The 25,440-nt window shown below is 63.8% G+C and carries 28 protein-coding genes and 2 tRNA genes; 8 read left to right on the top strand and 22 right to left on the bottom strand.

Annotated elements, in window-relative coordinates:
* Window position 1: 1 nt before the first annotated feature.
* The 9 genes from WKW82_RS24990 to ahpC all read right to left on the bottom strand — a co-directional run bounded on the left by WKW82_RS24990 (window position 2) and on the right by ahpC (window position 8,837).
* Window positions 2-781 carry a heme ABC transporter ATP-binding protein gene (locus WKW82_RS24990; RefSeq protein WP_340345074.1) on the bottom strand — a complete coding sequence of 260 codons (780 nt, stop codon included), beginning with the start codon at window positions 779-781 and terminating at the stop codon, window positions 2-4.
* Window positions 778-1,815 (bottom strand): FecCD family ABC transporter permease, encoded by a 1,038-nt coding sequence (locus WKW82_RS24985; protein ID WP_340345072.1) that lies wholly within the window; start codon window positions 1,813-1,815, stop codon window positions 778-780. The genes WKW82_RS24990 and WKW82_RS24985 overlap by 4 nt, the downstream gene beginning before the upstream one ends.
* Entirely contained in the window at window positions 1,812-2,687 is an 876-nt protein-coding gene (locus WKW82_RS24980) for a heme/hemin ABC transporter substrate-binding protein (RefSeq protein WP_422823573.1), read from the bottom strand. The genes WKW82_RS24985 and WKW82_RS24980 overlap by 4 nt, the downstream gene beginning before the upstream one ends.
* Window positions 2,684-2,827 (bottom strand): VOC family protein, encoded by a 144-nt coding sequence (locus tag WKW82_RS24975; protein ID WP_340345070.1) that lies wholly within the window; start codon window positions 2,825-2,827, stop codon window positions 2,684-2,686. The genes WKW82_RS24980 and WKW82_RS24975 overlap by 4 nt, the downstream gene beginning before the upstream one ends.
* 9 nt (window positions 2,828-2,836) lie before the next feature.
* Window positions 2,837-3,061, bottom strand: a complete 225-nt coding sequence (locus WKW82_RS24970; protein WP_340345068.1) for a VOC family protein — start codon at window positions 3,059-3,061, stop codon at window positions 2,837-2,839.
* Window positions 3,058-4,194, bottom strand: a complete 1,137-nt coding sequence (locus WKW82_RS24965; protein ID WP_340345067.1) for a hemin-degrading factor — start codon at window positions 4,192-4,194, stop codon at window positions 3,058-3,060. Before WKW82_RS24965 ends, WKW82_RS24970 begins: the two co-directional genes overlap by 4 nt.
* Before the next feature lie 26 nt (window positions 4,195-4,220).
* Complete coding sequence (locus WKW82_RS24960; protein ID WP_340345065.1) at window positions 4,221-6,389, bottom strand: TonB-dependent hemoglobin/transferrin/lactoferrin family receptor; 2,169 nt, start codon at window positions 6,387-6,389, stop codon at window positions 4,221-4,223.
* Window positions 6,390-6,583: 194 nt separating this feature from the next.
* Window positions 6,584-8,185, bottom strand: coding sequence for an alkyl hydroperoxide reductase subunit F (gene ahpF, locus WKW82_RS24955; protein ID WP_340345063.1), 1,602 nt, complete (start codon window positions 8,183-8,185; stop codon window positions 6,584-6,586).
* 79 nt (window positions 8,186-8,264) lie between these two features.
* On the bottom strand, window positions 8,265-8,837 hold the full coding sequence (gene ahpC / locus WKW82_RS24950; protein ID WP_340333918.1) for an alkyl hydroperoxide reductase subunit C: 573 nt from the start codon (window positions 8,835-8,837) through the stop codon (window positions 8,265-8,267).
* A 241-nt stretch (window positions 8,838-9,078) separates the two neighbouring features.
* Here ahpC and bfr point away from each other — a divergent pair, with 241 nt between their 5' ends.
* The 6 genes from bfr (at window position 9,079) to hemP (ending at window position 12,539) form a co-directional block, all read left to right on the top strand.
* A complete protein-coding gene (bfr, locus tag WKW82_RS24945) occupies window positions 9,079-9,555 on the top strand; it encodes a bacterioferritin (protein ID WP_340345062.1) in 477 nt (158 codons plus the stop codon).
* 457 nt (window positions 9,556-10,012) lie between these two features.
* The gene (locus WKW82_RS24940) at window positions 10,013-10,285 is read left to right on the top strand and encodes a (2Fe-2S)-binding protein (RefSeq protein ID WP_340345061.1); all 273 of its coding nucleotides are present in this window, start codon (window positions 10,013-10,015) and stop codon (window positions 10,283-10,285) included.
* A gap of 98 nt (window positions 10,286-10,383) precedes the next feature.
* Entirely contained in the window at window positions 10,384-11,088 is a 705-nt protein-coding gene (locus tag WKW82_RS24935) for a TonB family protein (protein WP_340345059.1), read from the top strand.
* Window positions 11,089-11,102: 14 nt separating this feature from the next.
* The gene (locus WKW82_RS24930; RefSeq protein WP_340345057.1) at window positions 11,103-11,816 is read left to right on the top strand and encodes a MotA/TolQ/ExbB proton channel family protein; all 714 of its coding nucleotides are present in this window, start codon (window positions 11,103-11,105) and stop codon (window positions 11,814-11,816) included.
* Between the two features lie 5 nt (window positions 11,817-11,821).
* Entirely contained in the window at window positions 11,822-12,235 is a 414-nt protein-coding gene (locus WKW82_RS24925) for an ExbD/TolR family protein (RefSeq protein ID WP_340345056.1), read from the top strand.
* 94 nt (window positions 12,236-12,329) lie between these two features.
* Window positions 12,330-12,539, top strand: a complete 210-nt coding sequence (gene hemP, locus WKW82_RS24920) for a hemin uptake protein HemP (protein ID WP_340345055.1) — start codon at window positions 12,330-12,332, stop codon at window positions 12,537-12,539.
* Window positions 12,540-12,714: 175 nt separating this feature from the next.
* Here the strand turns inward: hemP and WKW82_RS24915 are convergent, their stop codons facing one another.
* Window positions 12,715-13,122 (bottom strand): GlcG/HbpS family heme-binding protein, encoded by a 408-nt coding sequence (locus WKW82_RS24915; protein WP_340345197.1) that lies wholly within the window; start codon window positions 13,120-13,122, stop codon window positions 12,715-12,717.
* Between the two features lie 131 nt (window positions 13,123-13,253).
* Between WKW82_RS24915 and WKW82_RS24910 the strand changes: the two genes are divergently transcribed.
* Complete coding sequence (locus WKW82_RS24910; RefSeq protein WP_340345054.1) at window positions 13,254-13,955, top strand: Bax inhibitor-1/YccA family protein; 702 nt, start codon at window positions 13,254-13,256, stop codon at window positions 13,953-13,955.
* Between the two features lie 60 nt (window positions 13,956-14,015).
* Here the strand turns inward: WKW82_RS24910 and rlmD are convergent, their stop codons facing one another.
* The 5 genes from rlmD to surE form a co-directional block, all read right to left on the bottom strand.
* Window positions 14,016-15,446 (bottom strand): 23S rRNA (uracil(1939)-C(5))-methyltransferase RlmD, encoded by a 1,431-nt coding sequence (gene rlmD / locus WKW82_RS24905; protein WP_340345053.1) that lies wholly within the window; start codon window positions 15,444-15,446, stop codon window positions 14,016-14,018.
* 98 nt (window positions 15,447-15,544) lie between these two features.
* Window positions 15,545-16,465 (bottom strand): sigma-70 family RNA polymerase sigma factor, encoded by a 921-nt coding sequence (locus WKW82_RS24900; protein ID WP_340345051.1) that lies wholly within the window; start codon window positions 16,463-16,465, stop codon window positions 15,545-15,547.
* 99 nt (window positions 16,466-16,564) lie between these two features.
* Window positions 16,565-17,518 (bottom strand): peptidoglycan DD-metalloendopeptidase family protein, encoded by a 954-nt coding sequence (locus WKW82_RS24895; RefSeq protein WP_340345196.1) that lies wholly within the window; start codon window positions 17,516-17,518, stop codon window positions 16,565-16,567.
* An 11-nt stretch (window positions 17,519-17,529) separates the two neighbouring features.
* Complete coding sequence (locus WKW82_RS24890; RefSeq protein WP_340345050.1) at window positions 17,530-18,306, bottom strand: protein-L-isoaspartate(D-aspartate) O-methyltransferase; 777 nt, start codon at window positions 18,304-18,306, stop codon at window positions 17,530-17,532.
* Window positions 18,306-19,064, bottom strand: coding sequence for a 5'/3'-nucleotidase SurE (gene surE, locus WKW82_RS24885; protein WP_340345048.1), 759 nt, complete (start codon window positions 19,062-19,064; stop codon window positions 18,306-18,308). The genes WKW82_RS24890 and surE overlap by 1 nt, the downstream gene beginning before the upstream one ends.
* 186 nt (window positions 19,065-19,250) lie before the next feature.
* Here surE and WKW82_RS24880 point away from each other — a divergent pair, with 186 nt between their 5' ends.
* Window positions 19,251-20,237 carry an NADPH:quinone oxidoreductase family protein gene (locus WKW82_RS24880; protein ID WP_340345046.1) on the top strand — a complete coding sequence of 329 codons (987 nt, stop codon included), beginning with the start codon at window positions 19,251-19,253 and terminating at the stop codon, window positions 20,235-20,237.
* Window positions 20,238-20,324: 87 nt separating this feature from the next.
* Here WKW82_RS24880 and WKW82_RS24875 read toward each other — a convergent pair whose 3' ends face one another.
* The 7 genes from WKW82_RS24875 to WKW82_RS24845 form a co-directional block, all read right to left on the bottom strand.
* Window positions 20,325-20,660: an H-NS histone family protein gene (locus tag WKW82_RS24875; RefSeq protein WP_340345045.1), complete on the bottom strand. Its 336-nt coding sequence runs from the start codon at window positions 20,658-20,660 to the stop codon at window positions 20,325-20,327.
* Between the two features lie 117 nt (window positions 20,661-20,777).
* Window positions 20,778-20,853 (bottom strand) — tRNA-His (locus WKW82_RS24870).
* A 29-nt stretch (window positions 20,854-20,882) separates the two neighbouring features.
* Window positions 20,883-22,790, bottom strand: coding sequence for a SurA N-terminal domain-containing protein (locus WKW82_RS24865; RefSeq protein WP_340345044.1), 1,908 nt, complete (start codon window positions 22,788-22,790; stop codon window positions 20,883-20,885).
* 77 nt (window positions 22,791-22,867) lie between these two features.
* Window positions 22,868-22,943 (bottom strand) — tRNA-Val (locus tag WKW82_RS24860).
* Window positions 22,944-22,959: 16 nt separating this feature from the next.
* Window positions 22,960-23,232, bottom strand: coding sequence for an HU family DNA-binding protein (locus WKW82_RS24855; protein ID WP_068642416.1), 273 nt, complete (start codon window positions 23,230-23,232; stop codon window positions 22,960-22,962).
* A 223-nt stretch (window positions 23,233-23,455) separates the two neighbouring features.
* Window positions 23,456-24,541: a tartrate dehydrogenase gene (locus tag WKW82_RS24850; protein ID WP_340345043.1), complete on the bottom strand. Its 1,086-nt coding sequence runs from the start codon at window positions 24,539-24,541 to the stop codon at window positions 23,456-23,458.
* A 19-nt stretch (window positions 24,542-24,560) separates the two neighbouring features.
* Window positions 24,561-25,436, bottom strand: a complete 876-nt coding sequence (locus WKW82_RS24845) for an alpha/beta fold hydrolase (protein ID WP_340345041.1) — start codon at window positions 25,434-25,436, stop codon at window positions 24,561-24,563.
* Between the last annotated feature and the right edge of the window lie 4 nt (window positions 25,437-25,440).

Raw genomic sequence — 25,440 nt, 5'->3', positions numbered from 1 at the left:
CTCAGCCGAACAGGTACTGCACTGCCCCGTCGCGACCTGCGACTGCCTGGCAGGAGGTGCCCCAGACACACTCGATCAGTTCAGGCTGCAGCACGCTCGCTGCCGCACCCTGGATTGCGGCGGTGCCGGAGCGCACGACCACCACGTCGTCCGCATAGCGCAAGGCCAGGTTCAGGTCATGCAGCACCGCGACCACGCCGACGCCCTTGGCTGACCAGTCTCGCAGCAAGCGCATCGCAGCATGCTGGTGCGCGATGTCGAGTGCGGCGGTGGGTTCGTCCAGCAGCAGCCAGCGGGTCGCGTTGTCGGGCCGCGGATGCCAGAGCTGCGCCAACGCGCGCGCCATGTGCACGCGTGCCTTCTCGCCGCCCGAGAGCGTGTTGAGAATGCGCGGTGCCAGGGGCGAGACATCGGTCAGCGCCATTGCGCCGGAGATGATCTGGTCTTCGTCCAGGCTGGCTTTCAGCCGATGCGGGAAGCGCCCAAGCGCCACGATCTCCTGCGCATTGAAGTCGAACGCAACCGCGCTCTCCTGCGGCATCAGCGCCCGCCGCAGTGCCAACGTCGCGGGTGGATAGGCTTCCAGTGGCCGATCGTCCAGCATCACCTTGCCCTTCGTCGGTCGGCGCTGGCCGCCGAGCAATGAAAGCAAGGTCGATTTGCCGGCCCCGTTCGGCCCGATGATCGCCGTGACCCGACCCGGATGCAGGTGCACCGTGGACTCCGCAAGCAAGATCTTGGCGCCAATCCGTACGCTGGCGGCAATGCATGACAAGGTCATACGCGATTCCGGAAGTGGCGCAGCATCAGCAGGAACATCGGCACGCCGATGAAGGCCGTCAGCACGCCGAGCGGAAGTTCGGCCGGCGCCATCACGGTGCGCGCCACCGTGTCGGCCGCCAGCACCAGCGCCGCGCCCAACAGGCCGGAAGCCGGCAGCACCACGCGATGGTCCGGCCCCGCCACCATGCGCACCCAGTGCGGCGCAATCAATCCGATGAAGCCGATGATCCCCGTCGTCGCCGTCACCGAGCCGACCGCGAGGGCCGTGACCACGATGGCACGACGTTTCACACGCTCGACGTCGACGCCGAGCAATGCGGCCTGCGATTCACCCAGCGCGATGGCATTGAGCGGGGCCGACAGCGTCAGGGCAAATGCGCAAGCGATGAAGACGACCACGCTCACGAGGATCACCGCGCTCCAGCGCGCGCCGCCCAGGCTGCCGAGCAACCAGAACTGCAGGCTGCGCAGTTGTTCATCGGTGGCCATCACGCTCAGCAGCCCGAGCCCCGCGCCGGCCAGCGCATTGATGGCAATACCCGCCAGCAGCATCAGCGCCATGCGCGTGCCACCTTCACTGCGTGACAGGCTGTAGATGAGCAAGGTGACCAGGAAGCCGCCACCAAAGGCCATGGTCACCAGCGTCCAACTGCCCAATGTGCGCGGCAGCACCGGCCACAACCAGGCGCCGAGCACGATGGTCACACCCGCCGCCAGGGCCGCTCCGCTGCTGATGCCGATCAGCCCCGGGTCGGCCAGCGGATTGCGGAACAGCCCCTGCATCAATGCGCCCGACATGCCCAAGCCAGCGCCCGCCGCGACGCCGAGGAGGAGCCGCGGCAAGCGGATGTTCATGAAGACCAGTTGCTGCGGCGACGGGTCGGCCGCGTCGTTCCACACCGCGGTGATCACTTGCCATAGTTGCGAGATGCTGATGGCATAGGCGCCCGATGCGGCCCCCAGCGCAAAGGCCATCGCCAGCAGCACGCCGCCGCCGACAAGGGCTGCGTGCATCGAAAGCCGGGCATTCATACCGACAGAAAACGCTGGTGCAACTCGCCGATGGCCCCGGGCAGTCGCGGGCCGAAGCCGAGAAGCAGCAGGGCATCCTGCGTCACCAGAGCGCGCTTCCTGAAGGCGGGCGTCAAAGCGAGCTCGGGACGCGCCCAGAACTTGTCGACACCGCCATGCGCCTCGATGCCCTGCGTGCTGGTGAGGATGATGTCGGGTGCCGCGCTGGCCATGGCTTCGGCCGTCATCGGACGGTAGCCCTGGAAGCCGGCGAGGCAGTTCACGCCACCGGCGAATCCGATGACAGCATGGGCAGCCGTCTTCTCGCCGGACACCTGCGGGCTGGCGCTGTGGGACAGCACGAACAGCACGCGCGGCTTGCGCCCGGTGAACGCCGCGACGCGCTTCTGCATATCGGTCCATTCGCCATCAAGTCTTGCTTGCAAATCTCGCGCCTGCACCTCACGCGCCGCCGCGCGGCCCACCGCCTGCACCTTGCGCTGCACCTCGCCCCAACTGTGATCGGCCTCCACCAGTTCCAGCTTGACGCCGGCGCTGCGCAACTGGTCGAGCACCACGGGCGGCCCCGACTCGGTGGTCGCGATCACCGCATCAGGCTTGAGCGACAACAGGCCCTCGGCTGACAGTTGGCGCATGTACCCCACCTTGGGCGTCTTCAGCGCGGGTGGTGGATAGAGGCTGGTGGTGTCGGTGCCCACGAGTTGTTGTTCCGCACCGAGGGCGTAGACCACTTCGGTGATGGCGCCGCTGACCGTGATCAGGCGCGGCCCCTTTTGCTGAGCCATCGCCGGCAGGCCGAGCACGCCCAAGCCAGCCGTCATGCCGCACAGGACGGCGCGGCGCCGCAGATGCTCATTCATCGGGAGACTCATGGCTTGCGATCGATGTTCTGGCCGATGCGCCAGCACACGCCGGCCGGATCGGTCAATGTGAAGTCGATCATGGCCCACGGCTGCTCTTCCAGCGGCGTGAGGCGCACGCCGTACTTCTCGACCACGCCAGTGACCTTCACCTGCTCGAATCATGCATTCACATCTTCCACCAGCAGGTGCATCGACAGGTTTTCCGCGAATGCCTGCACGTAGAACTCGCACAGGAGGAAGCTCGAGTTCCCATAGTGAAAGTAGGAGACGCCGCCGCCGTCAGAGGCCATGGTGAAGCCCAGGTCCTGGTAGAAGCGCTGCGACAGCGCGTAGTCCTTTGCGGGCAGGAAGGCCTTGATCTCGACCGTCTTCAAATTGGTCATTGGGCCCCCACGCTCGGCATTGACGTGTCCTCGCTGCTCGCCAAGGGGGCGCGAGTTTGCCTGGGGCGGCCCGGCGCGGCGCTCGATGCCGTCCCCTCGATGCGCGGCAACTTGCGCACGATCTGGCGCCAGGCCTCGCGCTCCGGCACGCCCGGCTTGCGTGCACCGAAGAACATGGCCATCAACCCGCCCTCGCGATCGAAGGCCTCCACAGAAGTCACCACGCCATCGCTGGTCGGCTTCTCCACGATCCACACGGCATCGATCAGGTCCTCGCGCATGTGCAGGTTGAAGCCGGGGTCAAGCACGTTGAGCCACTGCATGCCACGCATCTCCATCGGCTCCACATGCACGACAGGGCCGGTATGGATCTGGATGCAGCCAGGGCTGCTGACGAACACCATGATCGGCGTGCCGTCGAACGACGCCTCGTTCAGCAGGTCGCGCACCGCAGCTTTCTCGGCGCGTTGCGTGAACGCGCCCTGCGTCAGGCGAAAGCTCTGCTGGCGTTCGACCTCGAACTTGTTCAGCAGGCCGAAGAACTCGTGCGTGTCCCGCATGGCGCCCCAGGCTACCGCCAGCGCTGCGGCGTCGATCGCGCTGTCGGCGCGTGGCGCGGGCTTCGGAGCTGCGGGGGAAAACGCGATGGCCGGTTCCGCTGCCGCATGCGCATCGACGACCGATTGCAGCGCATCACGATCGGTCCCTTGGCGCGCAAAGACCTTGTGCACCGCCACGCCATGCGCATTGAAGAACTGCAGGCTCAGGCTGGCGCCCTCGGTCACCGCGAAGCCTGCGTGCCATTGATTGAAGAAGATGCGCAGGTCGATGTCTTCGCCGAGCGCCAGCGCCACATGGCCGCTGCCCGAGAGGTTCTCGTAGACGCCCGTCTTTTCATGCACCGTCGAGGCGTTGCGCGTGAGCGCAAGCACCGGGCCGCACAGTTCCAGCGCCTGCAACAGGTCCAACCAGGGCCCGCGCAAGGGAATGGACTTGATCAGCGTGTCATGCGCACCGACGTGGGCCGCGATGGCTTCGCCTTCACTCAGGCCCATCGCCTCCGCGGCGTCCTTGTGGCGCTTGCCCTCGGCGCGCAGCGCGGCGAAGCGTTTCCGCATCTCTTCCAGGCTCATCGAGCAGTTCCTTCCTTGTTCAGTCATCAAAAGTCTGCCACCAGCGTCACATTGAAGTGGCGGCCCGGCTGCGTGTACGCATCGCGGATGGGCGAGGTGGTCGTGAGGCCACGCACGTCGCTCCACATCCAGTACTTCTCATCCGTGAGATTGACGACAGCCATGTTGAGACGCAAGTCCTTTCGGATGCTCCACTGCGCGCTGAGGTCCAGCGTGGTCGCCGACGGCGTGAGGTACTGCAGGCCGGTCGTGACTTCCGTCGGATCGACGTCCGAGCGCTTCTTGGCCGCGTGGTAGACCGCGTCCAGCCGGACGTTCCAGGTCGGCGCGGTGTACTTGAGCCCAACGTTGAACTTCTGCGGATCGACCGAATTGAGCGGCCGGTCGTTGGTGCGATCGGTGCCCTTGGTCTGGCCGTAGGCAAAGGGCATCGAGATGCCGATGCCGTCCTCGCGCCAGTCGAACTCGCCCTTCAACTCGAATCCGCTGATGCGCGCGCGGCCGATGTTGACGGACTGGTAGATCAGCGGATCGATGCGCGGAATGCCACGGCCGCCTACCAGCTTGTCGTTCTCGATGAGGTTCTTGTAGTCGCCGGTGAAGGCAGCGGCTTCGAAGCGGAAGATGCCGATGCGGCCACGCAGGCCCAGTTCGAAGTTCTGGCTCTTCTCGGGCTTGAGATTCGGGTTCGGAATCGTCTTGTAACCCTGGATCACGTTCTCGAAGAAGTTGTTGACCTGGAAGGCGTTGGGCGCCTTGAAGCCGGAGGCGTAGTTGCCATACAGCGCCAGGTCCGGCGTCGCATGGAACAGCACGCCCAACTTGGGCGACACGGCCGATCCGTTGAGCGAGACGGCATTGGCGTTGAAACCGGCCTGGTCCGCATCGAGGTCGAAGCGGTCGAAACGCACGCCGGGCGTGACGCTCCAGCGGTCGTGGATGAATTCGTCCTGGATGTAGAGGGCGGCGCTGGTCTCGCGCGTGTCGGGGAAGCGCTTGAGCGGATAGGTCTCGCCGGCTGGCGGCGTCAAGCCGGTCTGCAGGTTTTCCACATCGGTGCGGATGAAGTCGGCGCCGTAGGTGATGCGCTGGCCCCAGCCATTGGCCATGGTGATCGCCTTGCTGGCTTGCAGGTTGAGTTGCCAGGTGGCCTCGTCGAAGGTCACGTCTCGGGATCGGTCTGCGGCGGACAGGCGGTCTTCGAAGATGTACTCGCGGGACTTGGCTTTCTGGTAACTCACGATCGCCTGCAGGTTGTCGGCCACTGCGGAGTCGATCCGCACGCGGCCATCCCAGGTGAGCCGGTCTCGCTGCATGTCGGTCTTGGCGTCGAGGCCGATCACCGAGGTCGAATTGAGCGGCGGCTTGGACAGGCCCGACAGCAGGTCGTACTTCGCCGTCTTGTCGACGTGCTCCAGCGTGAAGGTGTGGCGCTGGGCGGCGTTGGGCGTGAGGATCACCTTGGCCAGCAGGCCCTGGTTCTTGTCACGCTCCGGATTGGGGGCCGTGCGGTCCGTGTTGGCCGAATAGTTCTGGCCCATGTTCTCAAGTTCATGGGTGCGGCCGACGCTTGCGGAAAGCAACCATTGCACCGTCTCGCTCGGCTTGCCCGCCAGGGTCACGCCGGTGTTCCAGCCGTCGTCGTCGCCGCTGTACGCAATGCTCGCGCTTCCACCGAAGGCCTTGCCGTCGCGCAGATACGAGGCCGGTTCGCGCGTGATGAAGTTGACCAACCCGGCCAAGCCATCGGAGCCATAGAGCACCGAGACCGGCCCCTTGACGATCTCGATGCGCTCGATCAGGTTGACGTCGAAGTAGTCACGCCCGAAGGCATTGGCGCTGAACACATAGCTGCGCGGCGTCCGCACGCCGTCGGTCAGCAGCAGCACGCGGTTGCCGTCGAGGCCGCGGATGTTGAAGCCAGCATTGCCGTCGCGTCCGGTGTTACCCAGCGCAAGGCCGAAGCGGGCTGGTGCGCGCCTGACCGACACGTTGGGCACGTCACGCACGGCATCACGAATGTCATTGATCTGCTCCGACTCGATGGTCTTGCGGTCGATCACCTCGACGGTCGCGGGCAGGTCGTCCTTGCTTTGCTCGGAACGCGTGGCGCTGACCACGACCTCCTTGAGCACGGATGTGCGCGTGCTGTCTTGGGCCGAGGCGCCAGCGGCATGGCCACAGGCGATCAGCAAGGTCAGGGTGCGTAGGCGGAGTACGGGGAATGCGGGGAATACGGGGGCGCAGTGGGCGGGCACGAAGGGTCCAGGGAAAACAGTTGTCGTGGAACTGCTCGCTGGACCGCGCGCGAATGCGCACCGGGGGCCTGGCTGGCGGTGGGCCGGGCGATAAGTGCCCGGGTCCAAAATTATATGCGAATAGTTCGCATTTACAGGACTTCTTCCGGCGCAAGACTATTGACCGCCGCGGAATCCTCGGCCGGCGCAGAAGTGCGAATCAGGTGGTCGAACGCGCTGAGCGCCGCCTTTGCGCCCTCGCCCGCCGCGATGATGATCTGCTTGAACGGCACCGTCGTCACGTCGCCCGCCGCGAACACGCCCGGCACCGAAGTCTGGCCCTTGGCGTCCACGATGATCTCGCCGTGCTTCGACAACTCGACCGTGCCCTTGAGCCAGTCGGTGTTGGGCACCAGGCCGATCTGGATGAACACGCCTTCTAGCGGCACCGTCTTCAGTTCGCCCGTCGCGCGGTCCTTGAAGACCAAGCCGTTGACCTTCTGGTCGCCGGTGATCTCGGTGGTCTGCGCGTTGGTGTAGATGTCGACGTTCTTCAGGCTCTTGAGCTTGCGTTGCAGCACCGCGTCGGCGCGCAGTTGCGTGTCGAACTCGATCAGCGTGACGTGGCCCACGATGCCGGCCAGGTCGATCGCCGCTTCGACGCCCGAGTTGCCGCCGCCGATCACCGCAACGCGCTTGCCCTTGAACAACGGGCCGTCGCAATGCGGGCAGTAGGCCACGCCCTTGTTCTTGAACTCGTGCTCGCCAGGCACATTGATGTTGCGCCAGCGCGCGCCGGTCGAAATCACGATGGACTTGCTCTTGAGCGAGGCCCCGCTTTCGAGTTGAACCTCGATGAACTCCTTGCCCGGCACCAGGGCCCTGGCCCGCTGCAGGTTCATGATGTCCACGTCGTAGTCGCGCACATGCTCTTCCAGCGCGTGCGCGAACTTCGGCCCTTCGGTTTCCTTGATCGAGATGAAGTTCTCGATGCCCATGGTGTCCAGCACCTGGCCACCGAAGCGTTCCGAAGCGACGCCCGTGCGAATGCCCTTGCGCGCGGCGTACACCGCCGCAGCGGCACCGGCAGGGCCGCCGCCGACGATCAGCACATCAAACGGGTCCTTGCCGGCAATCTTCTTCGCCTCGCGCTCTACACCGCTCGTGTCGATCTTCGCGAGGATCTCTTCCAGGCTCATGCGGCCCTGGCCGAACTCGGTGCCGTTGAGGAACACGGTCGGCACGGCCATCACCTGGCGTTCCTTCACTTCCTGTTGGAAGGTGCCGCCTTCGATCATCGTGGCGCGGATGCGCGGGTTCTGCACCGCCATCAGGTTCAGCGCCTGCACGACATCCGGGCAGTTGTGGCAGGTCAGCGAGACGTAGATCTCGAACTCGAAGTCGCCATCGAGCGCGCGGATCTGGTCGAGCACGGCCTGCTCGACCTTGGGGGGATAGCCGCCGACCTGCAACAGCGCAAGGATCAGCGACGTGAATTCATGGCCCATCGGCAGGCCGGCAAAGCGCGGGCCGTGGTTCTCGCTCGGGCGATTGATCGAGAACGAAGGTTTGCGATGGTTGTCGTCTCGGCTTTCGGTCAACTTGACCAGCGGCGAGACTTCAGCGACGTCCTTCAGCAGCGACAGCACATCCGCCGAGGCCTTGCCGTCGTCGAGCGACGCGACGATTTCGATCGGCTGCGTGGCGCGTTCGAGATAGCTTTTGAGTTGGGCTTTGGTGGCTGCATCGAGCATGAAGACTCACTTTCAGAAATCAAAAGGGAACAAAAAAGCCCGGGGCCAAACGAGCGCCCGGGCTTTGCGCAAGGCGTGCTTAGATCTTGCCGACGAGGTCGAACGACGGCTTCAGCGTCTCGGCGCCTTCAGTCCACTTGGCCGGGCAGACTTCACCGGGGTGGGCGGCCACGTACTGCGCAGCCTTCACGCGGCGCAGCAGTTCGCCAGCGTCGCGGCCGATGCCGTTGTCGTGCACTTCGGCGGTCTTGATCTTGCCTTCCGGGTCGATCACGAAGGTGCCGCGATAAGCGAGGCCGGCGTCTTCGCCTTCTTCGATCATCACTTGGAAGGCGCGGGCCAGCTGGCCGCTCGGGTCACCGACCAGCGGGTACTGCACCTTGCGGATCGTGTCCGACGTGTCGTGCCAAGCCTTGTGGGTGAAGTGGGTGTCGGTCGACACGCCGTAGATCTCGACGCCGAGCTTCTTGAATTCAGCGTAGTTGTCCGCCAGGTCTCCCAGTTCGGTCGGGCAGACGAAGGTGAAGTCTGCGGGATAGAACACCACGACCGACCACTTGCCCTTGAAGTTTTCATTGCTCACCGGAACGAACTTGCCGTTGTGATACGCGGTGGCCTTGAAGGGAATGATTTCGGTGTTGATAAGAGACATGCCTGGTTCCTTGAACGAAGTGACAGTGAATGAAAGGGTGAGCCATGAGTATACCCAATTCATATTGTCACTTTGATAGACCATAACTATTAAAAGGCACTGTCACGGCTATGAGACAGGGTCATCCCCAATGCGAACGCGTATCGCCATCAAACGCATGCAGACTGCGAACAAGGGGTCTTAACTTGCGTCCTATGTGAACGAACTCGCACAATTGGCAGTTCACAATAAGGAAAACACCATGAAGGGCGACCCTCAAGTCATCGAACACCTCCAGGCGCAGCTCAAGAACGAGCTGACCGCCATCAACCAGTACTTCCTGCACTACCGCATGCTGAAGCACTGGGGCCTCGACAAGTTGGCCAAGAAGGAATACGAAGAATCCATCGGCGAAATGAAGCACGCCGACTGGCTCATGGACCGCATCTTCATGCTCGACGGCCTGCCCAACTTGCAGGATCTTGGCAAGTTGAACGTCGGCGAAGACGTGCCGGAAATCCTCGCTTGCGACCTCAGGAGCGAGACCGCAGCGCAAGCCACCATCAAGGCCGGCATCGCCCAGTGCGAGTCGGTGCGTGACTATGTGTCGCGCGACCTGCTGCAGAAGATCCTCGACGACACCGAGGAGCACATCGACTTCCTTGAAACCCAGATCGACCTGGTCGGGAAAGTCGGCCTGCAGAACTACCTGCAGAGCCAGATGGGTGAAGCGGCCTGAACGTGCCGCCAGGCTCGCGAGGACCATTCCACCAAAGGGCTTCGGCCCTTTTTTCATGCCCGGACTTTACTTGTGATTAGCATTCATTCTCATCAGCGACAGGGTCGCCGGCATCCCAGGCTGAACTGCCCCCCGCACCGCCCGATGAATGGCCGTGCCGACAACCGCCGCCGCGGGTATTGACTGAAGACCTTGCACGTGGCATTCGGGTCAGTTCGGCAGATTGGCTGATCGGTCCCTTGCTTTTCGGCCTCATCGGTTTCGCGCTCGATCATTCGGCCGGGCAAGCCAGGCTTCAGAGGCAAGCGGCACCGTCAAGGCACATGCTGCTCGCCCGTCTTGTCCGGCACCGGGGCAATCCTCCGACCCCGCTGGACGGATAGTTATTGCAAATGCGAGAGATTCGTATTTATAATCAAGTCTTCACCAACAGCCAGCCAACCGCTGCCTCTTCGCCATGATCGTCTGCGTCTGCCGCCGAGTGTCCGACCGAGAAATCGCGCGTCATGCGCGAGCCGGCATGACGTTCGACGAAGTGCAATTCGAACTTGGCGTTGCCACCCAGTGTGGCCAGTGCGAAGGATGTGCCCGCGACGTGTTCGCGCAGTGCAGTGCTTCGCATCCGGTTGCCGCAATTCATCGCGGTGACGAGGCGCACGTGATCCAGCTTGCCAACTCCATCAAGGGCAGCAAGTCATGGAACTCATCGCAACGCTCGTCGGCAGCCTGATTTTCGTGGCCGGTTCAGCCTGGTGGATTTTTAGCAAATAGCGGTTGTTGCTGCATCCGGGCGCTCCATGCGTCCACCCTTCGTTGAATAGATCGCTCGTGTCTGACCGCTTCAATGCTCCCGCCGGGCTATCCCGCAACACTGTCATCGCCAGCGGCGTGGTCTTGTTCCACGTCGCCGCCCTTTGGGCGCTCCAGACCGGGCTGATCCGCAAGGCAGCCGAGGTGGTGATCCCCATTGAAATCCTCAGCGAATTGATCGCGCCACCCAAGCCCGTAGAGCCGCCTCCGCCGCCGCCCCCACCGCCGCCTCCGGTGAAGCGCGAGGTCACAAAGACGCCCCCGCCGCCGCGTCCGCAGGCCATCCGGACACCCGCGCCGCCGACACCCAATGCGCCCACCGGCACGGTCGAGCCGCCACCGCCGCCTGCACCGGTCGCCGCCCCGGCGCCGCCAGAGCCAGAGCCAACTCCACCCGCGCCCCCTCCCGCGCCGCCTGCGCCCCCGCGCGTGATCGAACTCACCGAGGGACAAGTCCAGTACATCCGGGAGCCCAAGCCGATCCTCCCGCGCGTGAGCGAGCGCATGGGCGAGTTCGGCCGCGTGGTCATCGCCGTGTACTTCAACAACGCCGGCATTCCCAAGCGCGCCGAGATCCGGACCTCCAGCGGCTATGAGCGCTTGGACCAGGCCGCGCGCGACGCGGTCCTGAAATCGCAAATCACGCCGCTGACCCGCCCCGGCGTCAACGAAGAAACACTGCGCTACTTCCTGGCGCCCATCAATTTCACAAAACCCGAATAGATCTGGAGCAACGCATGGATTCCCAATTTGGCCTGATGAACCTGTGGGCACAAGGCGACATCGTCACCCGCGGCGTCGCGCTGCTGCTGATCGGCATGTCACTCGCGTCCTGGATCGTCATCCTGATCAAGGCGCTGGACATCATCCGCTACAAGCGCCTGGCCCGCGGCTCGTCCGACTTCTGGCACAGCGAGGACTTTGCCACTGCACTGAACAAGCTCGGCAAGGACGACGCCAACCCGTTCCGAGTCCTCGCGCTGGAAGGCCGCGAAGCCACCGCGCACCATCGCAACACCAAGGCGCATCTGCATGATTCGCTCGACGTGAGCGACTGGGTCACGCGCTGCCTGCGCAACGGCATCGACGAATTCACCGCGCGCCTGCAGAGCGGGCTGGCCATCCTGGCCTCGGTCGGTTCCACCGCGCCATTCATCGGCTTGTTCGGCACGGTCTGGGGCATCTACCACGCACTGATGAGCATCAGCAGCGCCGGCCAGGCCACCATCGACAAGGTTGCGGGCCCGATCGGCGAGGCGCTCATCATGACTGCGCTGGGGCTGGCCGTGGCCATTCCGGCGGTGCTGGGCTACAACGCGCTGGTGCGCGGAAACAAGTTCGTGCTGACCAAGCTCAACAGCTTCGCGCATGACCTGCACGCCTACTTCGTCACGGGCGCCCGCGTCCAGAGCAGCGAGCCGGCCAACGTGCTGCCGCTGAAGAAAGGCTGAGCACCATGGCCTTCGGAACCCAAGACGAGCCCGATGAGGTGATGAACGAGATCAACATGACGCCGCTCGTCGACGTCATGCTGGTCCTCCTGATCATCTTCATCATCACCGTGCCCGTGATGAAGCACGCCGTCGCCATCGACCTGCCGCGCGCCAGCAGCGAGCGCGAGCTGACCAAGCCCGAGAACATCGTCTTCAGCATCAGGGCCGACGGCAACTACTACTGGAACGACCAGTTGATCAGCGATGCCGACCTGGGACCGCGCCTTGCCGCCGAAGCCGGAAAGGAGCCGCAGCCCGAACTGCACATCCGCGGTGACAAGGAAGTGCGCTACGAGCGCGTGGCCAAGGCGATGTCCGCAGCGCGCGAGGCCGGCGTGCGCAAGATCGGCTTCATCACCGAACCCGAGGCGAAGTAATCAAGATCTTTTGACTGCATTTTCAATCATTCCGATTGACAAATGTATTGCGAATCATTATCATTAACTTATCGATTCAGCAAAGGCCCTCGCCATGCAAACCACCCTGACCTCCTTCTCCGTCCTGAGCCATCCTTCACTGGACCGCGCAGATGGCCGAGGTGTGGCAATTGGCGAAAAACCCGTGCCGCTGGTGGAAAGCGCGGCGCTGCTGCAAGGCAACAAGACGGTCGGGATCCTGCACAACGGGTCGCTCTACCGCCTTCAAGCCACCAAACTGGGCAAGCTGATCCTCACCAAGTAGGGCCGGCCTGTCGTCCTGGGCAAGTTTCATCGTGGGGCGACCGAGGAGAGAAGCTCTCCGAAGGTCGTTTTTTGCTAGCCAACGGCTTGCCGACTAGCCAAGCTTTTTTTTCACGATGCCGCCAAACAAAAACGCCGACCACGGGGTCGGCGTTTTGCTTTGCGGCGGCGAAAGGTCAGAGGCCGATCGCCGCGATCCCGACCTGGGCGACCTGTGCGTCTTCATTGGACTTGACGCCGCTCACGCCCACCGCGCCGATCACCTGCCCGTCCTTGACAATGGCCACGCCGCCTTCGAGCATGCCGTGCAAGGCAGGCACGGTCAGGAACGCGGTACGTCCACCATTGATGATGTCTTCATAACCCTTGCTGTCGCGCCGGCCCATGGCCGCGGTGTGTGCCTTGGCGGGCGCGATGTGCGCAGAGAGGGCGTTGGCGCCGTCGAGGCGTTGCAGCCACAGCAGATTGCCGCCGTCATCGGCGATGGCGATCGTCACCGCCCAGTTGTTCTTGAGCGCTTCCGCCTCAGCTGCGGCGGCGATGGCCTTGACGTCGGCAAGTTCGAGATAGGACTTGGTCTTCATGATCGATGTGGTTTGCGAAGTGAACCTACAAGCATAACGGCGACAGGCCGGCGCGGTTTTTGCTGCAGACCCCTTGTCGCGCTCTAAAATGCACCCAATTGCAGTCAGCAGTACCAAAGGAGTATTTCAAGATGAACGACCGCGTCACTTCCATCGACGTCGCCGCCGGCTACAGCCAGGCGCTGCCGCAGGCCGAGCGCCAGCGCGTCCTGCGCAACACCTATTGGCTGTTGACCCTCAGCCTCATCCCGACCGTGCTGGGCGCGTGGATCGGCGTGCAGACTGGCATCACCGCGAGCCTCAGTGGCGGCTTCGGCCTGATCGTCTTCCTCGCAGGCGCATTCGGCTTCATCTTTGCCATTGAAAAGACGAAAAACTCGGCCGCCGGCGTGCCGGTGTTGCTTGGCTTCACCTTCTTCATGGGCCTGATGCTCTCGCGCCTGATTGCGCAGGTACTGGGCTTCAAGAACGGCTCTGAACTCGTCATGACCGCATTCGGCGGCACGGCCGGCGTCTTCTTCGTGATGGCTTCGCTTGCAACAGTGATCAAGCGCGACCTGTCGGGCATGGGCAAGTTCCTCTTCGTCGGCGTGATGGTGTTGTTCGTCGGGTCGATCATCAACGTGTTCGTCGGCTCCACGGCCGGCATGCTGGCCATCTCGGTCGCAGCCATCGGCATCTTCTCTGCCTACATCCTGTATGACCTCAAGCAGATCATGGATGGCGGGGAAACCAACTACATCAGCGCGACGCTGTCGCTCTACCTCGACTTGTTCAATGTGTTCCAGAGCCTGCTGGCACTGCTGGGCATCTTTGGTGGCGAACGAGACTGAGTCGCAAGAGCGCAGACAACAAAGGGGCCGTTCGGCCCCTTTTGTCATTTGGGACGCGAACTATTCGAGATCGAACACGGCCATCGACTCAACGTGCGCCGTGTGCGGGAACATGTTGATCACGCCGGCGTGGCTGCAGCGGTAGCCGCCTTGATGCACCAGCAAGCCGGCGTCGCGTGCCAACGTGGCCGGGTTGCAACTCACGTAGACGATGCGCTTCGGTGGCGCCCAGTCGCCGCGGCGTTCAGGTTCCTGGTGCAACTCGGCCACCGCCTTGGCCAGCGCGAAGGCGCCTTCGCGCGGCGGGTCGACCAGCCAGCGATCCGCTCGGCCATCGGCGATCAGCATTTCGGGCGTCATCTCGAACAGGTTGCGCGAGACGAACCGGGTCGGGCTCAGCGGACGGCTGTCGGATGCGTTCGCCCGATTCCGCTTGAAGTTCTCGTTGGCGCGCGCCACCAGCGTATCGCTGCCCTCGATGCCCAGCACTTCGCCGGCCTGCGTGGCCAGCGGCAGCGTGAAGTTGCCCAGTCCGCAGAACCAGTCGATCACGCGTTCCTCGCGGCGCACGTCGAGCATGCGCAAGGCGCGCGTGACGAGCACACGGTTGATGTGCGGATTGACCTGCGTGAAGTCGGTGGGCTTGAACGGCATGCGGATGCCGAAATCCGGCAAGTCGTACGACAGCGGCGCACCGCCTTCGTCGAGCAACTTGACCGTTTCCGGGCCCTTGGCCTGCAGCCACCACTGGACGCCGGGGTGTGCGAGGGCAAAGGCGCGGAGCCGCGCAATGTCAGTGGCGGACAGCGGCTCGAGGTGCCTCAGCACCAGTGCAATCACGCCGAGCGTCGTGCCGCCGGGCGCATCCCCGCAGGCCAGTTCGATCTGCGGGCAGGTCTGGCGCGCTTCCATCGAATCGATGAGGCCGCGCAGCGGCACCAGCAGATCGCTGACTTGCGCCGGCAGCACCGGGCACTCGGTCATGTCGGCCACATAGCTGCTCTTGCGCTCGTGGAACCCGATCAGCACCACGCCCTTCTTGATCACGTGCCGCACCGACAGCCGCGCGCGGTAGCGATAGTGCCACGACGGACCTTCCAGCGGCCGCAACATGTTGTCAGGCTTGACCTTTCCGAGATGCCACAGCGCATCCTCCAGTGCGCGCTGCTTGACGGCCACCTGCGCGGCAGCATCGAGGTGCTGCATCTTGCAACCGCCGCATGCGCCCGGATGCAGGCCGAAATGCTTGCAGCCCGGCCGCACGCGCTGCGGCGACTCGCGCTGCAACGCGGTGAGCACGCCCTGCTCCCAGTTGTTCTTCTTTCGCAATACCTTGATCTGCACTTCCTCGAAAGGCAGTGCGCCTTCGATGAAAACCACCTTGCCATCGGACCTGTGCGCCACGCCTTGCGCGTCGAGGTCGAGCGATTCGACCTGCAGCCATTCGTCGGGGAGTGGCGGGACTTTCTTCTCTGCTGTTTCTGTTGTCATGCGCCCATTGTCTCAGCGCGGGATGCGCCGACGGCGCCTGCCGGTTCGGCACGGACGAGGCGCCAGGCGCATTGCACGGCCGCTGAGCATGGGTCACTTCAAAAAAGCGCGTCGCGGCCAATACCCGCGCGCATCAGGTGGCGGCGCATCTTGGCCAGTGCCTCGTTCTGGATCTGGCGCACCCGCTCGCGCGTGAGGCCAAGGCGCACGCTCAGTATTTCGAGCGTTTCGGGCTCGCGGTCGTGCAAGCCATAGCGGCCTTCCAGCACTTCGCGCTCGCGGCAACTGAGCGCCTCGATCCAGTTGTTGAGCAGCTGCTCGACTTCGTGCGAATGCGTCACGCCGGACGGATCGGTGGCATTGTCATCCGATGCCACCGTGTCGGCCACGCTCAAACCGTCCTCGCCGCCGTGCTCGCCGCCCGCGCCAAGCGAGCGCGGCGTCTCGGCCAATACCAGCAATGCGCTCACCTCCTGGATGTCGCGCCCCAACAGCGCGGCAATGTCCTCGACACGAACGCCGTCCGGTCGACGCGCCACGAACTCCGGATCGCCTTCGAGCGTTCGTCGCGCACGAAGCACCTGCTGCAATTCACGCACCACGTGCACCGGCAACCGGATCGCACGGCCTTGATTCATCACGGCCCGCTCGGTCGATTGACGTATCCACCAAGTCGCATAGGTCGAGAAGCGAAAGCCACGCTCCGGTTCGAACTTGTTGATGGCGTGCATCAATCCGAGATTGCCCTCTTCGATGAGATCGGCGAGCGGCACCCCTCGGCCGAGGTATCCCTTGGCAATGTTGACCACCAGCCGCAGGTTGTGCTCGATCATCGACTGGCGCGCCGAAAAGTCGCCGGCGCGCGCCGCCGATGCGGTCTGGAACTCTTCGGCGGAAGTGAAGAGTTGCGTGCGCCGAACGTCACGAAGGTAGCGAGTCAGCGAGTCGCCACCTTCAAGCCCCTGTAATGGTTCCCGACCCGGGAGGCGCTGCGGGTCTTCGTCGCTCTGGGACGCCATCTGTTCCCTCCGCGCCTGCGGTAATCGCAGGCGTTGTGTGAGATCAGCACATGGGGTATCCACCGCCCGCGCCCCTGTGTTGGGCGTCGGGCACGGTCGCTATCGAGGCGGCAGGTAGCGCGCCGGATCGACCGGCTTGCCTTGACGGCGAATCTCGAAATGCAACTTGACGCGGTCAGTCCCGCTGTTACCCATCTCGGCGATCTTCTGGCCCTTTTGCACCGTCTGGTCTTCCTTGACCAGCAGCGTCTGATTGTGCGCGTACGCCGTGAGGTAGGTACTGTTGTGTTTCAGAATGATCAGGTTGCCATAGGCGCGCAGGTTGGCACCCGCGTACACCACCTGACCATCAGCGGCCGCAAGCACTGGTTCGCCAGCCTTGCCGGCAATGTCCAGGCCCTTGTTCTTTACTTCATCGAAGCCCGCGACCAGGCTGCCCTGCGCCGGCCAGATCCAGCCGACGTCCTCGTCGCCAGAAGCCGCTGCCGCAGGCGCGACGGATGAGGTCGTGACCGGCGGCTTGACGGGTGTACTTGCCGCCGGCGTGCTTGCTGCAGCGGCTGCGGCCACGGCGGCTGCACTTGCGGCTCCGGTCGATGCGGCGGCCGGTGCCGTGACCACGGCCGGGGTGACCGGCGGGGTCGGGCCGACGGTCGCCGGCACGGTGGCCACGTTGCCAAGCGGCGGGATGACGCGCAGGACCTGACCCACTTCGATCTGGTCGGGGTTCTCCAGGTTGTTCCAGCGGGCAACGTCCTGCCAGCGCTGTCCGGTGTCGGCACCGATGCGGCGAATGGTGTCGCCCGGACGCACCGCGTAATAACCGGGCTTGCCATAGTTCTCGATGCCCGCCAGGGGGCGGCCCTGCTGGTCAACGGTCAATGGCGAGCCACCGGGGTTGGCGACGACAGGCGCGGAAGGCGCCGGTGTCCTCGTCATCACCCCGCGGTCCTCAACGGGTGCGGGACTGCGTGGCGTGGCACAACCCGCAATCACGAGCGTCAACCCCAGCGAAACGCCGGCGACCCAGCTCCGATTGCCAATACCCTGCATTAGTTCTTCCTTCAAGCAATTCCCGATTTTAGGGGGACAAAGTGGACCGCCTCAAGAACGCGGCGCTGCACGCCGGCGGCGGTTTTGTCAATCACGACCAGCGCTTGTCCGCCTGAGACGGCGTGTGTGGGCGCCACGATACGCCCACCGACAGCGATCTGCGAAATCCATTCTTCCGGCACTGACTCGCCACCGGCGGCCGCGATGATGCCGGCATACGGCGCACCCTTCGCATAGCCGATCATGCCGTCGCCCAGCAACAGGTGCACTGTCGCCAGACGAAACGGCCGCAGGTTCGAACGCGCCTTCTCGTGCAAGCCGCGCAGGCGCTCGATGCTGTAGACCTCGCTCGCCACATGGCTCAGCACCGCGGCCTGGTAGCCGCATCCGGTGCCGATCTCCATCACGCGTCCGAGTCGATCGTTCGGCTTGCCATTCAAGGCCGGCGCGCCGAGCAGCAACTCGACCATGCGGGCCACGACATTGGGCTTGGAAATGGTCTGGCCGAGGCCGATCGGCAAGCTCGTGTCTTCGTAGGCCTGGTTGACCAGCGCGCTGTCGACGAAACGATGGCGTTCCACGGCACCCATGGCGCGCAGGACGCGCGTGTCGGCAATGCCTTGCGCCGCAAGCTTCTGCACCATGCGGGCGCGTACCGCGTCGGACGCCATCGAAGGCGTGCTGCTGAGCACGGCAGGCCGCACCGGAACGGCGGAAGTGCGACCCTGCAAGACGGCGGACGTGGTCGGCTTGAGCCGGACCGGGAAACTCGGGCGCTGCGTGGCCATCAGCTGGTGAGGCGTGCGACCGCGTCGCGCCAGGCGCCGAGGTTGGCGTGATCGGTGAGGTCGATCTGCAATGGCGTCAGCGCGACATGGCCCAGCGACGCGGCATGGAAATCCGTGCCTTCTCCGCTGTCCTTGGCGCTGCCGGCACCGGCAATCCAGTACATGGTTTCGCCACGCGGGCTGTCTTGCGTGATGACCTTCTCCGCCGAATGGCGCCGCCCGAGCCGGCAGACCTTGGTGGCCTGCAATTCGGCAAACGGCAGGTTCGGCACGTTCACGTTGAGCAGGAAGGCCGGCCCTTCGAGCATGCGCTCGCGCTCGATCTGCAGCACCAGCCGCCGCGCGACTTCCGCCGCGGCTTCGATGTGCGCCCAACCCTTCTCCGTCTGCGAGAACGCAATCGCCGGGATGCCGAAGAGGTACGCCTCCATGGCCGCACCCACGGTCCCTGAATAGATCGTGTCGTCCCCCATGTTGGCGCCATTGTTGATGCCTGAGACGACCAGGTCCGGCCGGTAGCCCAGCAGGCCTTTCAGCGCAATGTGGACGCAGTCCGCGGGCGTGCCGGTCACATACCGGAAGCCGTTGTGCGCCGCATGCACATAGAGCGGTGCCGCCAGCGTCAATGCATTCGACTTGGCGCTGTTGTTGTGTTCCGGTGCGACGACCTCGACGTCGGCGATGTCCTTGAGTGCGTCGTGCAGTGCGACGATGCCTGGTGCCTGGTAACCGTCGTCGTTGGAGATGAGAATTTTCATGGCGTTGTGGCGGCATTCTAGGGTTGCACCCGGTCACGCCAGAGACATTGGGCCCGCGGCCGGCAACCGTATCATGGCCGCCCTCAAAGGAGACTCAACCCATGCCCCCACATTCATCACTTCGTGTGTTCATTGCCCCCCGCGGGGGCGCAGCCTCCCTCGTGACGGCCCGGCGGGAGGCCTGACATGCACGCATGGCTTTGCGAAAACCCGATTGGCGTCGATGCGCTGACCTGGAAGGAACTTCCGACACCGCAACCCGGCCCCGGCCAGGTGTTGATCGAGATCAAGGCCGCCAGCCTGAACTTTCCGGACCTGCTCATCGTCCAGAACAAGTACCAGATGAAGCCGCAGTTGCCCTTCGTGCCGGGCTCGGAATACGCTGGCGTCGTACAGGCAGTCGGTGAAGGTGTGACTCACCTCAAGGTGGGCCAGAACGTGGCCTGCCTGTCCGGCACCGGCGGCTTCGGCACGCATACGCTGGCGCCCGCGGCGCTCTGCATGCCTTTGCCCGATGGCTTCGGGCATGTGGATGCGGCCGCTTTCATCATGATCTATGCCACGTCGTGGCATGCATTGATGGACCGGGCCCAACTCAAAGCCGGCGAGACCGTGTTGATATTGGGCGCGGCCGGCGGTGTCGGCACGGCTGCAATCCAGATTGCCAAGGCCGCCGGCGCCCGCGTGATTGCGGCCGCGTCGACCGATGAGAAATGCGAACTCTCCAAGTCCATCGGTGCGGATATCACCATCAATTACACGACACATGCGTTGCCGAACGGTTTCCGCGATGCCATCAAAGCCGCGACCGATGGCAAAGGCCCCGACGTCATTTACGACCCGGTGGGCGGTGATTTTGCCGAGCCCGCTTTCCGCTCGATCGGGTGGCGCGGCCGCTATTTGGTGGTCGGATTCGCATCGGGCCCCATTCCCGCGCTGCCCTTCAATTTGATGCTGCTCAAGGGTGCATCGCTGGTGGGCGTGTTCTGGGGTGACTTTGCCAAAAGGGAGCCCAAGGCCAATGCGGCGATGATGGCCGAATTGGCCCAATGGTATGGCCAGGGCAAGATCAAGCCCGTGATCGACAGCACGATGCCCATGGCAGACCTGAAGGCCGCCTATGCCCACATGGGGTCACGCGGCGTCAAGGGCAAGCTGGTGATGGTCAACTGAGGCAGCGAACCCGCGTCGCCGTTCGATGGCGGCTCACCATTGAAAAAGCCCGCGATGCGGGCTTTTCTTTTGAGGCCAGTGCTGAGATCAGATTTCGAAATCGGAGAGCGACTTGCCGGCTGCCAGGGCCTCGGTCACCCAACGCGGCTTGCGGCCACGGCCACCCGACCAACCTTCGCCATTCGGACCACGGTATTTGACAGCGGCCTTTGCGGGTGCTGCACCAGCGCGTTTGCCAGCAGCACCACGCGCCACGAGTTTCAGATCAGCAGCGCTCAGGCCGTATTCCGCAATCTTCGCGCGCACGTCCTCGATGACGGCGGCACGCTCCTGGTTGCGAAGCTCCTCGGCTTGCTTGCGCAATTGCGCGATCTGCTCGTCGTGCTTCTTGATCTGGGAATTGATATCGGCAAGAGAGGACATTTGGCCTGCTTTCTCTATTTTGAAAAGAAAAAATTCTAATTCAAAAAAATAATGCTTCCAACCGGCAGACGCAAAAAAACGCGCCCGTCGGACAGACGGGCGCGTTTCAGGATGTTTTGGGGTGGCTGATGGGACTCGAACCCACGACGACCAGAATCACAATCTGGGACTCTACCAGCTGAGCTACAGCCACCAAAGAGCCTTCAATTATAGCGTCAAAATTTACTGTGTTGCCGCCGCAGGCTTCGGAACGCTGATTTCTGCCTTGTAACGTTGCTTCAGCAACTCATAGTAGGCGTTGCTCTCCGCGCTGGAAACGATCTGCGAGAACTGTCCGATCTCTTGCGCCGCCTGCTCCGGCTTGGGCGCCTCGCGCGGCACCACCTTGTTCACGCGGACCACCACATAGCCTTGCGCGCCGATGTCGACACCGGCCCAGGCCGGCAGCTTGGTCGTGTCGGCGCGCAACGCACCTTCCACGACCGGCGCTGGCAGCGACTGCGGTTCAAGCCGCGAGATCGTCACGGGCTCCGTCAGCTTCGCGCCTGCCGCATCGGCTTGCCACGCCTTGAGCTTGGCCTCGCCCTCGGCCTTGGCCAGTGCGCCGGCACGCTCGGCGATCAACGCCGTACGCACCTTGTCCTTGACCTCGGCAAACTCGAGCGTGCGCGCTGCCATGTACTTGGTCATGCGTCCGGATGCGAGCTGGCTGGGACCGACTTCGACGGCTTCGGTGTTGTGCTTGCGTTCGCGCGTATCCGCCGCGTACAGCGCATCGAGGAACTTGCGGTTGGCCAAGGGGCCCGTCAGGGTGGCCGGCGGCGTGCGCGCGACATCGGTGGCCGTCTGGATCTTGAGCTTGAACTTGTCCGCCACCGGTTGCAGGCTGTCCGGTTGCTGGAAGACCATGTCGGTGAACGACTCGGCCGCCTTGGCGAATTCCTGCGTCGCCATTTGCGCGCGGGCCTCGTCCTCCATGCGCGTCCGCACCTGCTCGAAGGAAGGCGTGGTCTCCGGTTTGATGTCGGTGACCTCGATGATGTGGTAGCCGAACTCGGTTTCCACCAGGCCGCTGATCTCGCCCTTCTTCAGCGAGAACATCGCGTCCTCGAAGGGCTTGACCATCGTGCCGTCACGCTTCACGAAGTCCAGGTCCCCGCCCTTTTCGGCGGAGCCGGGGTCCTGCGAATTCTTGCGTGCGATGTCGGCAAAGCTGGCGGGGGATTTCTTCACTTCGGCCAGCAACTGTTCGGCCTTTGCCTTGGCCTTCTCGCGGTCGGCGGCAGGTGCACTGGCCGGCGCGGTAATCAGGATGTGGCTGGCGCGGCGCTCTTCCTTGGTGCCGAAGCGCGCCTTGTTCTGCTCGTAGTAGGTCTTGAGGTCGGCTTCGCTGACGGCGATGTTCTTCTTGACCGAATCCAGGTCCAGCACGACGTATTCGACGTCGGCCTGCTCCGGTGCCTGGAACTGTGCCTTGTGGTCCTTGTACCAGGCATCCAGGTCCGCGTCGCTGACCGTGACCTTGCTGGCGAAATCGGTCGGATTGAAACGGGCCACCTGCACTTCGCGGCGGTCATAGAACGCATTGAGTGTTGCATCGGCTTGCGCCTTGGTGGCAAAGGCCGAAGCGGCAACGCCTCCCAGCACCTGTTGCGTGGCGAGGCCCGCGCGCACCGAGGCTTCGTATTGCTCGGGCGTCTGCTGCGTGGCGCGCTGGAACAAGGCGCGGTCGAACTTGCCATCCGCACCACGGAACATGGCCAGGCCCTGGTCCGCCGCGAACACGCGGGCCAGTTTGTCTTCCGAGACCGTCATGTGGGTATTGGCCGCTGCGGCTTGCAGCACCCGATCGCGCACCAGGCGCTCGAGGGTGGCGTACTTGGCCGCATCGGTGTCGAACATGGCCACATCGACATTCGGATTCTGCTGGCGGATGCGATCGACTTCCACGCGGTGCTGCTGCTCCCATTCGGGCCGCGTGATGTCGTGGCCGTCGACGCTCGCAACCTTCTCGCCACGGTTGGATTTGTCGTAGCGATCCCCGACGCCGAACCAGATGAACGACGGAATGATCAGCAAGAACAAGAACACCATGACGATCTTGTTGTGCTTGCGGAAGAAATCAAACATTGAGCACTCTCTCTATCGAACGCGGCCCGAACTCAGGCAACAAAAAAGGCGAACAACCTGTTCGCCTTTGCATCGGGTGGTGGGTGCTGAGGGGCTCGAACCCCCGACCTACGCCTTGTAAGGGCGCCGCTCTACCAGCTGAGCTAAGCACCCCACCGAAAACGATGTCTCAGTTCAGCGCATCTTTCAGCGCCTTGCCGGGACGGAACTTGGGGATCTTGGCGGCCTTGATTTTAATCGCAGCGCCGGTACGCGGGTTACGACCTGTGCGCGCGGCACGCTTGCCGACAGCGAAAGTACCAAATCCCACGAGGGACACGGAGTTGCCCTTTTTCAAGGTCGTGCGTATCGCGCCAATGGTGGATTCGAGTGCACGGGTAGCGGCTGCTTTGGAAATATCGGCATTCTTTGCGATGTGCTCAATCAGTTCGGTCTTGTTCACAAGGGCCTCTTGTCGGAAAAAAGTTGTCAGGTATCGCCGATGGCATGACCGACCCCGCAGTGGTGCCGCGCTGCGCGGTGCGAGAAGGAGGGAGACAGTTTCGGCGCGTCGGCAGCGCACTGCCGACAACGATTAAAGCCACTGGTCTCCGGAGTGTCAATAAGACATCACGCCGGGCGGACCTACGGCACCCGCAATTTTAGAGGCCTTTCGCGAACTGCTTTCAAAGCGCTTCGGCGATCGCCTTTCCAAGGTCGATAGTGCCTGCCGTTCCACCGATGTCCGGCGTGCGTGGCGCGCCACTTTGCGGGGCCAGCACGGCCTCGATTGCAGCCAGGATCGCATCGTGCGCGTCCTTGTGGCCGAGGAATTCGAGCATCATCGCGCCGCACCAGATCTGCCCGATCGGATTGGCGATGCCCTTGCCGGCGATGTCGGGGGCAGAGCCGTGCACGGGTTCGAACAGGGAGGGCGTGGTGCGTTGCGGGTTGAGGTTGGCGCTGGGCGCGATGCCGATGGTGCCGGTGCACGCGGGGCCGAGATCGGACAGGATGTCACCGAACAGATTGCTGGCGACCACGACGTCGAAGAAGTCGGGGCGCTGCACGAAATGCGCGGTGAGGATGTCGATGTGGAACTTGTCCAGTTCGACGCCGGGATAGTCCTTGGCCATGGCGGCAACGCGCTCGTCCCAGTACGGCATCGTGATGGAGATGCCGTTGGATTTGGTTGCACTTGTCAAATGCTTCTTGGGTCGCGACTGGGCGAGTTCGAATGCAAACTTGAGCACCCGATCGACGCCGATGCGCGACATGACCGTTTCCTGAATCACGATCTCCCGAGGCGTGCCTTCGTACATGCGCCCGCCGATGCTGGAGTACTCGCCCTCGGTGTTCTCGCGAACGATGTACATGTCAATCTCGCCGGGTTGACGCGGCGATCCGTCGCGACGGACCACGGGTGCCGTGATGCCGGGCATGAGGCGCGCGGGACGCAGGTTGATGTACTGGTCGAACTCGCGGCGGAAGAGCAGAAGCGAGCCCCACAGCGACACGTGGTCCGGGATCTTCTCGGGCCAGCCGACCGCGCCGAACAGGATGGCATCGTGTCCGCCGATCTGGTCCTTCCAGTTGTCGGGAAGCATCTTGCCGTGCTTCTCGCAGTAGTCCCAACTCGAGAAGTCGAAGTGATCGAACTTCAGGTCGATGCCGAACTTGCGCGCGGCCGCGTCGAGCACGCGGATGCCCTCGGGCATGGTTTCCTTGCCGATGCCGTCGCCGGCGATGACTGCGATGCGTTGGGTGCTCATTCTTGGTCTCCAGGAATCGTTATTGAAAGAATGCGAGGGCCGCGTCGGTAATGGCTTGCGGCGCCTCTTCGGGAAGGTAGTGGCCGCACGGCAACGCGTGGCCGGACACATTGAGCGCGCGCTCACGCCACAACGACAGCACGTCGAAGCAGCGGCCGACCGCACCGTGCTCGCCCCACAGCACCTGCAGGGGTTGGGTGAGCAATCGACCTGCGGCGATGTCGGCGCGGTCGTGTTCGAGGTCGATCGATGCGGAGGCGCGATAGTCCTCGCAGATGGCATGGGCCGTGCCTTCGATCGCGGCGCAACGCTCGTATTCGGCGAGCGCTTCGGGCGCGAACGGCGCGAGGCCGGCGTGACGACTGCCCATCACACTGCGTACATAACGTGCCGGCCCGGACTCGATCAACGCCTCGGGCAAGGGCGGCGGCTGGATCAGCAGGAACCAGTGCCAGTAGGCACGCGCGAAGGCCTCGCTGGTGTCGCGGTACATCGCCAGTGTGGGCGCGATGTCGAGAAGCAACATGCGATCGACCGCGTCCACATGGTCCACGGCGAGCCGATGCGCCACGCGCGCGCCGCGGTCATGTGCGAGCACGCTGAAGCGATCGAAGCCGTGGTGCTGCATCACGGCCAGCGCGTCGAGCGCCATCTCGCGCTTGCTGTAGGCAGCGTGGTCGGCGTCGGCGATGGGTCGGCTGGAGTCGCCATAGCCGCGCAAGTCCATCATGACGAGCGTGAAGCGCTGCGCGAGCAATGGGGCCAGGCGATGCCAGATCACGTGGGTCTGGGGATGGCCGTGCAACAGCAGAAGCGGTGCGCCTTGGCCGCCGATGCGGCCATGAAGGCGGACCGGGCCGCGTTGAACATCGAAGGGGGTGAATGTATTGAGCACAGGA

Origin of the sequence: Variovorax rhizosphaerae, from assembly GCF_037889975.1 — a bacterium.
Classification (GTDB): Bacteria; Pseudomonadota; Gammaproteobacteria; order Burkholderiales; family Burkholderiaceae_C; genus Variovorax; species Variovorax rhizosphaerae.
Note: the sequence above shows the minus strand (reverse complement) of the source record. Positions and strands in the feature narration are given on the sequence as shown.